This is a genomic window from Arthrobacter sp. 10T413_2 (assembly GCF_056394205.1).
This window is the reverse complement of the sequence record NZ_JBFTHK010000153.1, coordinates 1-10535: the sequence shown is the minus strand read 5'-3', so window position 1 is coordinate 10535 and position 10535 is coordinate 1. Positions and strand designations below refer to the sequence as shown.

At 68.6% G+C, this 10535-nt stretch carries 10 protein-coding genes and 2 pseudogenes; 3 read left to right on the top strand and 9 right to left on the bottom strand.

The genetic code is table 11. The features are described from left to right. From rnc to coaD, 4 genes are all read right to left on the bottom strand, one after another. A partial coding sequence (rnc, locus tag AC1DBQ_RS18365; protein ID WP_476929874.1) for a ribonuclease III occupies positions 1-712 on the bottom strand: 712 nt, incomplete at its 3' end. A gap of 21 nt (positions 713-733) precedes the next feature. Further along, positions 734-937 (bottom strand): 50S ribosomal protein L32, encoded by a 204-nt coding sequence (gene rpmF, locus AC1DBQ_RS18360; protein WP_056738282.1) that lies wholly within the window; start codon positions 935-937, stop codon positions 734-736. A 36-nt stretch (positions 938-973) separates the two neighbouring features. Next, positions 974-1498 carry a YceD family protein gene (locus AC1DBQ_RS18355; RefSeq protein ID WP_476929875.1) on the bottom strand — a complete coding sequence of 175 codons (525 nt, stop codon included), beginning with the start codon at positions 1496-1498 and terminating at the stop codon, positions 974-976. Between the two features lie 176 nt (positions 1499-1674). After that, complete coding sequence (coaD, locus tag AC1DBQ_RS18350) at positions 1675-2175, bottom strand: pantetheine-phosphate adenylyltransferase (protein WP_476929873.1); 501 nt, start codon at positions 2173-2175, stop codon at positions 1675-1677. A 48-nt stretch (positions 2176-2223) separates the two neighbouring features. On the opposite strand from coaD, the gene AC1DBQ_RS18345 reads away from it, so the two are divergent. Genes AC1DBQ_RS18345 through AC1DBQ_RS18335 form a run of 3 tightly spaced genes read left to right on the top strand, consistent with a single transcriptional unit; the run spans position 2224 to position 5125 of the window. After that, a complete protein-coding gene (locus AC1DBQ_RS18345; RefSeq protein ID WP_476929872.1) occupies positions 2224-3132 on the top strand; it encodes an SDR family NAD(P)-dependent oxidoreductase in 909 nt (302 codons plus the stop codon). Beyond that, a complete protein-coding gene (locus tag AC1DBQ_RS18340) occupies positions 3129-4337 on the top strand; it encodes an aminotransferase class I/II-fold pyridoxal phosphate-dependent enzyme (protein WP_476929871.1) in 1209 nt (402 codons plus the stop codon). The genes AC1DBQ_RS18345 and AC1DBQ_RS18340 overlap by 4 nt, the downstream gene beginning before the upstream one ends. Positions 4338-4339: 2 nt before the next feature. Further along, complete coding sequence (locus tag AC1DBQ_RS18335; protein ID WP_476929870.1) at positions 4340-5125, top strand: spermidine synthase; 786 nt, start codon at positions 4340-4342, stop codon at positions 5123-5125. On the opposite strand, the pseudogene rsmD reads toward AC1DBQ_RS18335, so the two are convergent. From rsmD to AC1DBQ_RS18310, 5 genes and pseudogenes are all read right to left on the bottom strand, one after another. Next, positions 5122-5712 (bottom strand): annotated as a pseudogene (rsmD, locus tag AC1DBQ_RS18330) (16S rRNA (guanine(966)-N(2))-methyltransferase RsmD); the annotation flags it as partial. The gene AC1DBQ_RS18335 and the pseudogene rsmD sit on opposite strands and share 4 nt — an antisense overlap. Positions 5713-5742: 30 nt before the next feature. After that, a complete protein-coding gene (locus AC1DBQ_RS18325) occupies positions 5743-7995 on the bottom strand; it encodes an ATP-dependent DNA helicase RecG (RefSeq protein ID WP_476929869.1) in 2253 nt (750 codons plus the stop codon). Continuing rightward, a complete protein-coding gene (locus AC1DBQ_RS18320; protein WP_476929868.1) occupies positions 7985-9121 on the bottom strand; it encodes a DAK2 domain-containing protein in 1137 nt (378 codons plus the stop codon). The genes AC1DBQ_RS18325 and AC1DBQ_RS18320 overlap by 11 nt, the downstream gene beginning before the upstream one ends. 22 nt (positions 9122-9143) lie before the next feature. Then, positions 9144-10196 (bottom strand): thiamine-phosphate kinase, encoded by a 1053-nt coding sequence (thiL, locus tag AC1DBQ_RS18315; protein WP_476929867.1) that lies wholly within the window; start codon positions 10194-10196, stop codon positions 9144-9146. A 102-nt stretch (positions 10197-10298) separates the two neighbouring features. Next, positions 10299-10535, bottom strand: a pseudogene (locus AC1DBQ_RS18310) (lysozyme); the annotation flags it as partial.

The following is a 10535-nucleotide window of genomic DNA, read 5'->3' as shown; positions in this document are numbered from 1 at the left end:
CGGTTTGGGTGTCGGAAGCCTGGGTGTCGGCAGCAGGGGTGGTCAGCCGGCGCCAAGCGTCGGCCGCAGCTTCCTGCTCGGCTTCCTTCTTGGAGTTCCCGGTCCCGGTGCCGTAGTCCGTGCCGCCGATCCTCAGCACGGCCTCGAACGTCCTGGCGTGGTCCGGTCCGGAGCCGTCAACCGCATAGTTGATGGTCCCGAGCTGCCGGCTGGCCGCCAGCTCCTGGATGCTCGTCTTCCAGTCGGTTCCGGCGCCAAGGGCCGCGGCGTCCTTCAGCAGCGGGCCGATCAGCCGCATGACCAGCTGCCTGGCCGTCTCGATGTCGTTGGAGAGGTAGGTGGCGCCGATCAGTGCCTSCATGGTGTCCGCCAGGATCGAGGCMTTGTTCTTGCCCTCGGTGAGCTTCTCGCCCTGTCCGAGGTAGATGTACTCGCCCAGTCCGATGCTGCGGCCAATGCCAGCCAGCGCCCGMGTGCTGACGACGGCGGAACGGCGCTTGGCCAGGTCGCCTTCGGGCAGCGTGGGGTTGTCACGGTACAGCGCGTCAGTGACGGAGAACCCCAGGATGGAGTCGCCGAGGAATTCGAGCCGTTCGTTGGTGGGGATGCCGCCGTTTTCGTAGGCATAGGAACGGTGTGTGAGCGCAAGACGAAGCGTCCCGGCGTCAATAGTGACACCGAGACGCTTCAGAAGCTCTTCAGTTGAAGACATCTTTTTCAGCCTGTTGGCGKATTAGACGTCTGCGACCTTGCGGCCCTTGTACTCAAGGAACAGCGCGGTGCCAGCCGAGTCGGTAACGACCTTTGCCTGGTGCGGCAGGCTGTAAACAACCTGGCCGTTCTCTACGGTCTTCACCAGGTGGGGGGCAGTTGCCTTCCACTGGGAGCGGCGGGCGCGGGTATTCGAGCGAGACATTTTCCGCTTCGGGACAGCCACGGCTAACTCATTTCTCTCTAGTCCAACACTTACAAATCAGTTTTGCCGGTCAGGCTTAGCCAAGTCAGCCAGGGCGGCCCAGCGAGGATCTACGACCTCGTGGTGATGCCCCGGCTCGTCTTCCAGGCGAACTCCGCATTCGGAGCAAAGGCCCTGGCAGTCTTCCCGGCACACCGGCTGGAACGGCAGTATGGTGACAACTGCGTCCCGCAACACCGGCTCAAGATCGATTAGATCGTGCTCGACTCGACGTTGCTCTTCTTCGTCTTCTTCGTCCGASAACACAGCGTCCTCATAGAAGAAAAGTTCTTGCACATCGACCTCTTGGTCATACGCAAGGGGATCCAGGCATCGTCCGCATTCGCCAGTTACTTCAACGAGCGCGGTTCCTGATACCAGAATTCCTTCGTGTACGGCCTCGAGCCGCAGATCCAGCTCGACATCCGAGCCTTCCTGCACGCCAATGAGTGCCACACCAAGATCACTTGGCGCGGGTACATGTTCCTTCAGCGTCCGCATGCTTCCCGGACTGCGTCCGAGGTCCTTGACGTCGAACGCCAGGGGCGAACTAGCATCTCGTTTAATGAGAACTCCTGTTGAACATATGACCGACGTACCATCTTAGCCTGAACTTCCGGACGGACTCAAACCGGGCTGCAGGTCAGCAGCATGATGCCGCAAACCGGCCCCGGGCCGGGCCGCGCAACCGGCAGCAGGCCGCCGAGTACCGGTCAAGCTTACACTTTGCGGGCACGGTTCTGGACCGGTTCCCCCGGAGCCAGCCGCTTCAGCACGGACCGGGGCACAAAGTCCGAGACATCCCCKCCCAGGGTGAAGACCTCTTTGATCAGGGTGGAGGACAAGTGCAGGTAGTGGCTCTCCGCCGGCAGGAACACCGTCTMGACGCCGGTCAACTGCCGGTTCATCGTGGCCATCGGCAGTTCGTAGTCGAAGTCCGAGGACGAGCGCAGGCCCTTGACGATMGCGGAGACGCCGCGCTGCCGGCAGTACTCGGCCAGGAGCCCCTCCCCCACGGGTTCCACCACGATGCCGCGCAACGATGCGAAGGTTTCCCGGGCCATGTCGATCCGCTCTTCCAGGCTGAAGCGGTACTTCTTGGCGAAATTCGTGGACACGGCCACGATCACCTCATCGAAGAGGCCCGCGGCACGGGCAATGACTTCCAGGTGGCCATTGTGAATGGGATCAAAGGAGCCAGGGCATACGGCGCGTCTCATGGTCCGAACCTACCGTATTCGCGCCGCGGGCCGGGATAGCATGGCTGAATGTCAGCTTCGAAGAACCGCTTCGCCCTGCCTTTTGCCATGCAGCCTGCGGCCGCGCAGCCGTTCACCATGGACGGCGGCGTGGCCCTGGTCACCGGCGCCGCCATGGGCATGGGCCGGCTGTACGCCCTCCGCGCCGCCCGGGAAGGCGCCGCGGTGGTGATCCTTTGGGACATCGACGCCGACGCCCTGGCCAGCACGGCCGCCGAAGTCACCGCCCTGGGCGCCCGCGCCGTCCCACGGACAGTGAATCTGGCGGACCCCGCCGCGATCGCCGGGGCCGCCCGGGAAGCCCGGGCCGAAGGGCCGCTGGCGCTTCTGGTCAACAACGCCGGGATCGTCCGCGGCGCGTACTTCTGGGACCACACCCCGGACCGTGACATCGCCCTGACCATGGACATCAACGCCCTGGCACCCATGTATGTCACCCTCGAATTCCTGCCGGACATGATGGCCGACGCCGGCCGGCCCCGCCGGATCCTCAACGTCGCCTCCGCCGCCGGCACAGTGTCCAATCCGCGGATGAGCGTCTATGCCGCGTCCAAATGGGCCGTCATCGGCTGGAGCGACTCGCTCCGGCTCGAGCTGGAGCAGCAGGGTTACCGCCACCTGGCCGTCACCACGTTTTGCCCCAGCTACATCTCCACCGGCATGTTCGAGGGAGCCCGCGGTCCCCTGCTGACGCCGCTCATGACACCGGAGGACGCCGTGGACCGGGCCTGGCGGGCCGCCGTCGCCGGGCAGCCGCAGCTGATCGCCCCCGGCATGGCCAAACTGGGCAAGGTGCTCAAGGGCATCCTGCCGGTGCGGGCCTGGGACTTCGTGGGCGGGAAGGTCTTCGGGATCTACTCCACCATGGACAAGTTCACCGGCCGCGCCGTCCCCGACACGAAGGCAGGCCCCCGATGAGCGCGCCGCTCCCTCTTCCGTGGCAGCGCGCCGCGACGGGCKCCAACCTGCTCTCCGCGGACGGTTCGCTGGGCGTGACGATCTTCGAGGAAATGACCACGCTGGCCCTCAGCACGGGTGCCATCAACCTCGGCCAGGGCTTCCCGGACGAGGACGGCCCCGTGGAGATCAAGGAGGCCGCCCAGGCCGCGATCGCCGCCGGCGCCAACCAGTACGCGCCCGGCAAGGGCATCCTGCCGCTGCGGGAGGCGATCGCCGTCCACCAGCAGCGTTTCTACGGGCTCGCTCCGGACCCCGAGACGGAGATCATCGTCACCACCGGCGCCACGGAGGCCATCGCCGCCTCGCTGCTCGCCCTGGTGGGCCCCGGCGATGAGGTGCTGACGTTCGAACCGTTCTATGACTCCTACGGCGCCATCATCGGGCTCTCCGGCGCCACCCATGTCACGGCCCCGCTCCTGGCCCCGGCTTTCATGCCGGACCCGGCCGCGCTGGAGTCTGCCTTCAGTGCGCGCACCAAGGTGGTGCTTGTCAACAACCCGCACAACCCCACCGGTGCCGTGTTCCCCCGCGAGGTGCTTCAGCGCGTCGTGGAACTCGCCGAGAAGCACGACGCCGTCATCATCACCGACGAGGTCTACGAGCACCTCACCTTCGGCGCCCGTCACATCCCGATCGCCACGCTGCCGGGGGCGGCCGAACGCACGCTGACCATTTCCTCCKMCGGCAAGACTTTCTCCTTTACCGGCTGGAAGATCKGCTGGATCTCCGGGCCGGCGCATCTGGTGGCGGCCGCACGGACCGTCAAGCAGTTCCTGAGCTACAGCTCCGGCACTCCGTTCCAGGCGGCGATCGCGGTGGGGCTGGGACTRCCGGACGAGTTCTACACCGGCWTCGCGGACACCCTCCGGTACAAGCGCGACATCCTCAGCGAGGKACTGCGCGCGGCCGGCCTCGACGTCCTGACGCCGCAGGGGACGTACTTCGTAAACGTGGACACCTCTCCGCTGGGCATCACMGATTCCGTAGAGCTGGCCCGCAGGCTCCCGGCCCTCGTGGGTGTCGCCGCGATCCCGGTGCCGGTTTTTTGCCACGCCGACGGCKCCGAGCGCACCCGCAGCCTGCTGCGCTTCGCGTTCTGCAAGCAGCTGCATGTGTTGGAGGAAGCGGCCGAGCGGCTGGCGACCTTGCGCGACAGGCTGTAAGGATGGCCGAGCAGCAGCCCGGCGCCTCACGGTTCCTGCGGACCACGGGACAGCACGCCGAGATCGAACCGGATCCTTTTACCGACGGCGGCTTCGTGCTGAGCATCGGCGGCGCGGAGCAGTCCCACGTCAACCTGGCCGATCCCGGGGACATCTTCTACGAATACCTGCGCAGGATCGGGCACGTGGTGGACCTCGCCGCTCCGTGGGGTGAGCCGATCACGGCGTTGCACCTGGGTGCGGGCGCCCTGACCCTGGCCCGCTACATCCAGGCCACCAGGCCAGGCTCGGTCCAGTACGCCGTGGAACTGGAGCGGGAGCTGCTGGACTTCGTGCTGGCGCAGCTGCCCCTGCCGGAGGGAACGCAGCTGCACACGGTGATTGGCGATGCCCGCGACGCCCTCGCCGGGCTTCCGGCGGAGCTGCGCTTCGACGTCGTGATCCTGGACATCTTCTCCGGGCCGGAAGCACCGGAACATATCGCGTGCACCGAGTTTTACCAGGAGGCGGCGGCTCGGCTGACGCCGCGCGGGGTGCTGATTGTCAACGTGGGCGACGAACCCGGCCTGACCCTGGTCCGCAGCCAGGTCGCGGCCCTGCGCCGGGCCATGGCGGACGTCGCGGCGTTCGCGGAGGCCGGGATGTTCACCGGCCGCTACCCCGGCAACATCATCCTGACCGGGACGCAGGGCCCGTGGCCGGAAGTCTGGACGGCGGCGCTCACGGCGCGCGGTCCGCATCCKGCCAAGGTGCTGGCCGGCGTCGAACTGGACGTGCTGTCCGGTTAATCCGCGGCCGAGACGCCGGGCTCGGCGAACCACAGCCGGGTTTCCCCATACTTCTTCTCGGCGAAGCGTTCCATGCCCTCCGGCCACGCCGGCTCGGGACTCCGGGAGGAGCGTTCCACCACCACGACGGCCCCCTCGCCCAGGTGCGGCACCAGCTTGGCCAGCACGGCGGCGAGGGCCGGCTCGTCCAGCGGGTAGGGCGGGTCCAGGAACACCAGGTCCCAGAGCACGGCGTCGGCGGTTCGTTCCAGGAACGATTCGACCTTGGACCGGTGCACGAAGACCACCTTGCGGCGTGCCACGGTGTTGACCAGGTCCGCGTTCTTCTGGCAGACGGCGCTGGCCTTGGCGTCGAATTCGACCAGGTCCACAGAGTMGGCGCCTCGGCTGCCGCTTTCCGCGCCCAGTGAGCCGGAGCCCGCGTAGAGATCCAGCACCCGGGCACCGGCAATGACGTTGAAGGCGTCCAGCCGGGAAAACAGCGCTTCCTTGACGCGGTCCGTCGTGGGACGCGTCATGTTCCCGGGGACGCTGGTCAGGGGGCTGCCGCCGGCCGCACCGGCGATGATGCGGCTCATGCGCGATCCCCCGTGGACCTGTTTGCCTGGCGCGTGGTGCTAGCCGCGTTCAAGGAACGCCTCCTTCTCGGGGTTCAGGTATTCGTCGATGGCCACGGCGAGCAAGGGCCGGCCCGCCAGCGTGGGATCGGCGGCCACGATCCGCTGGGCATCCTGCCGGGCCCGGGCAATCACGTCCTCGTGTTCGAGCACGCGCAGCAGTTTCAGTGTGGAGCGCCCGCCGGACTGCGAGGCGCCCAGGATATCGCCCTCCCGGCGCAGTTTGAGGTCCTCCTGGGAGAGTTCGAAACCGTCCGTGGTGGCCGCCACGGCGTCCAGCCGGCGGCGGCTCGGATGGCCCGGCTCCAGGGTGGTKACCAGCAGGCAGGTCCCCGGCAGGCCGCCGCGGCCCACCCGGCCGCGCAACTGGTGGAGCTGGGAGATGCCAAAACGGTCCGCGTCCAGGATCACCATGAGCGTTGCGTTGTGCACGTCCACGCCGACCTCGATCACGGTGGTGGAGACCAGCAGCTTGGTCTGGTTGGMCGTGAAGGAGGCCATGGTCTCGGACTTCAGGGCGGGGTCCTGCCGGCCGTGCAGGGGCGCGACCGGCACCCCGGCCAGGGCCGGCTCGTCCCGGAGGTGTTCKACGACGCCGGTGACGGAGGCGAGCTCCCGCGCGCCGTTCTCGCCTTCCAGGTCCGCGGCGGACGGTTCGKCCTCGCCCGGGGTGAAGTCGCCGTCGTCGTCCTCGCCGATCTTGGGGCACACCACGTAGACCTGGTGGCCGGCGTCGATCTCCTCCCGCGAACGGGACCAGATGCGGCCGGCCCAGGCCGGATGCTCGGCTAGCCCCACCACGTGGGTGGAGATCGGCGCGCGGCCCGCGGGGAGTTCGTCCAAGACGGAGGTTTCGAGGTCCCCGAATACGGTCATGGCCACGGTCCGGGGAATCGGGGTGGCGGTCATGACCAACAGGTGCGGGGGTTTGCTCGCCTTGGCCCGGAGGGCGTCGCGCTGTTCGACGCCGAAACGGTGCTGTTCGTCCACCACGATCAGCCCGAGGTCGTAGAAGGACACGGTCTCGCTGAKCAGGGCGTGGGTGCCGATCACGATTCCCGCCGTCCCGGAGGCCGCGTCCAGCATGGCCTGMTTCCGCGCCGCGGTGGGCATGGAGCCGGTGAGGAGCGTGACCTGGACGGCGTCCGGACCGAACCCGCCGAGCATCCCGTCCCGGGAGAGCGGTCCGAGCGTGCRCCGGATGGATTCGTAGTGCTGGGCGGCCAGGACTTCGGTGGGGGCCAGCAGGGCCGCCTGTCCCCCGGCGTCCACCACCTGCAGCATGGCGCGCAGGGCCACGATGGTCTTGCCGGAACCMACTTCGCCCTGGAGCAGCCGGTTCATCGGCGAGTCCTGCGCGAGCTCCTCGKAGAGCGTCTTGCCGACGGCGGCCTGCCCGGCGGTCAGCGTGAACGGCAGTTGGCGGTMGAAGGCCGGCAGCAGCCCGTTTGGTGCCGGGCGCCGGGCCGTCGCTTCCTCGGCGGCCAGCTGGGCCCGGCGGCGGGCCAGGGCCGACTGGAGCACCAGGGCTTCCTGGTAGCGGAAGCGGTCCMGGGCGCGCTGCCAGTCGGCCGGGGTTTGCGGGGCGTGGATCAGCCGGTAGGCGTCCGCGACCGGCAGGAACTTCTCCCGCGCCGCGATATCCGCGGGCAGCGGGTCGCCGAGGGCCTCGAGCTCCAGGGTGTCCAGCAGGGTCGAGATGACCTTCTGGATGGACCAGCTGGTGAGTTTCGCCGTGGCCGGGTACACCGGGATCGGCATGGCCGCGAGCTTCTCCGGGTCCAGGCCCGGGGTGTCGGGGTCCTCGTCGAGCAGCAGGAAATCGGGGTTGGTCAGGCCCAGGGACCCGCCGTAGCGCGTGACTTTGCCGGAAAACATGGCGCGCCGGCCCGGCTGGAGTTCGGCCTTGGCCCGGAACCCGTTGAAGAAGCTGACCTTGAGCGTGCCCGGCAGCCCGCCGCCGGCCCGTCCGGAACCGGCGGTCCCGGCGTCGTCGGAAATCACGACGTCGGTGAGTGAACCGCGCCGKGCGCGCATGGCCCGGGTGCTGTTGGAGATCACTCGGGCGATCAGGGTCACTTCCTCATCCAGCGGGACCTCGCTGATGGGTGTGAGCTCGCCGCGGCTGAGATAGCGGCGCGGGAAGTAGTTCAGGAGCCCGCCGACGGTGGTGATGCCGAGGTGTTTTTCAATGACGGCCGCGGAGCGCTTGCCGATCCGGCGTTCCAGGCCCAGTTCAAGTTCAGCGTGCATATCCGTCGGGGTTTCGGGTTTCAGCGGCCAGGACCGGGGCCACGGCGGCAGCGGTGACGGCGGCCTCCGTCTMCGGGTCGCGCGGCAGGGCGAGCTCGCTCACGGAGATGTCCGTGGGCTCGCCCAGGGAACGGATCAGCGCAACGGCAGGTTCGGCATCCAGGACGTGGACGTGGACGCGCCAGCGGTAGTGCCCGGCAGTATCCACGGCGCCGCCCACCTGGCTCATGATCACGGAGTCGCCCATTTCGTCGAGCCGCTGCCGCATCATGGCGGCGTCCAGCGGTGACAGGGAGATGGTGCACATGAGTTCGACGCCGTCGTCGCGGGGCATGCCGACGTGGATGTGCGGATCCTGGACGTCGTAGCCGTGCAGGCCGTCCAGCAGTTCGCTCTGGAGCTCCTCGCCCAGCACGGCGGAGCGGAGGCAGTCCAGGATCAGGAGCATGCCCACGCCGCCGGCGTCCACCACATGGGCGGCGTGCAGGGCAGCGAGCTGGTCMTCCGTGTGCACCACGGCGGCCAGGGCTGCCTCGACGGCGGCGTCCAGGGCCAGGCCGAGGGTCTGGTTGCTGTCATCGCCGTCGTGCGCGGAGTCCACGGCGGCCACGGCGCGGGCGGCGGCTTCCATCACGGAGAGCATGGTGCCGGGCACGGGATCACTCAGCGCGGACCAGGCCCGGAGCTGGGCCCGGTTCAGGGCCGCGGCCAGCAGCGGCGAGCTGATCCGGGTGTGTCCGGCCAGCGGTTCGGCGGCGGCGCAGAGGAACACGGCAAACAGTGTTCCCGAGTTCCCGCGGGCCTGTTCCATGGCCGCCTGGCCGGCCTGCGCCAGGACGGCGCCGACGTCGTGCTGGGCGGGGTCCGGGGCGGCAACGGCGTACTGGGAACTGTGGTGGGACGTTTGCGGCGAGGGGTCTGCGCCGGCGGCGTCTGTACCGTGCCCTGCCTGGGCGGCGGCGTCCGCACCGTGCGCCGCCTGGGCGGCGGCACGGGCTGCAGCCCGGGCGGTCAGGTAGAGGTTGGTGCCGGTGTCGCCGTCGGCCACGGGAAAGATGTTGATGGCGTTCAGGCGGTCGCTGTGGTTTCCGAGCGTTGTCTCCGCCTTGCTCAACCACCGCTTCATCGCTTGCGCGTTGGCGGCAATTTTAGTCTGCAAAGTGATCCCATCCCACAGCGTCAGCGGGCCTGCCCGCGATCTTTACTCCCGTGCTTTCAGTTGGTGCAGGGGTCTCTACCGAGCCTATCGCAGTGAAACCGGCAGGGAGCTGAACCCCCGCGGGGAATGTGGCCAACAGCCCGTGGTCTTCGCCGCCGCCCAGGACCCAGGGCATCGGGTCTGCCCCCAGCAGCTCCGACGCCGGCAGCAGCGGAACAGCGAGTTCCTTCAGGGCGGCGGCGTCCAGGTTCAGCACGGCATGGCTGGCCGCGGCCATGCGGTTGCCGTCGCGGACCAGGCCGTCCGAAATGTCCATCATGGCCGACGCGCCGGCGTCACGGGCCGCAGGGCCCGCGGCGAGCGGCGGCAGCGGCCGGCACTGGGTGTCCATGAGGGCCCGCTGTGCGGCCGTCAGCTCCGCGACGCTGATCTCCGATTCCAGCAGCGCCAGGCCGGCGGCGGCGCGGCCCACTGTTCCGGCCAGGGCCACCGTGTCCCCCGGCCGGGCCCCGGAGCGCAGGACCGGCTCCTTGCCGTCGAGGGTACCCACGATCGCCACGCTGACGGCCAGTTCGCGGCCGCGGCCCAGGTCCCCGCCGGCCACCGTACATCCGCGAGCGCCCAGCTCCCGGATGCCGGCGGTGAGGCCGTCCGCGAAATCCTCCACCCAGGACACCGGGGTTTCCGGCGGCATGGTCAGGCTCACCACAAGGGACGTGGACCGGGCGCCCATGGCGTTGATGTCGCTGAGGTTTTGCGCGGCGGCCTTCCAGCCGACGTCGTACCCGCTGGTCCGGTAGCCGTTGTTCCATTGCAGCCGGAAGTCCTGGTCCGCCACCTGGGTGTCGATGCTCAGCACCGTCCGGCCGTCCGGGGCCGCGACAATGGCGGCGTCGTCCCCGGGCCCGAGCAGCAAGGACGTGGCCGCCGGCCTGCCTACGTGCACCGGGATGATGAGTCGCGGGAAGATGCGCTCCAGCAACTGGGACTCCGAGAGCCCGGCGACGGTCAGGCCGGCCTCCGCGGGCTGGGTTTCGGACACGGAAGTTACAGGCACGGGAGTTTMAGGCACGGGAGTTTCAGGCACGGGAGTTTCAGACACAGCCCTACGCTACCGCGAGGGGCTGACACCGCCGAACAGGGGCTAGAAGGTGGCCTTGAGGCAGCCGTACTGGGTGTTGCCCGAGGACATCCCTGCCACGCCCAGCCCCCAGGAGCAGACGGTGTACACGCCGCGTTTGGTGACCGGGATGACAATCCGGTAGCCGTGGTTGCCGGAGACCTGGAAGACCGAGTTGACGTCGGCCCTGTACCGGTTGGCCACATACGCTGTGCCCGTGGTGGTGCCGTCCGGAGACGTGATGTACAGGTGGACGGGGAC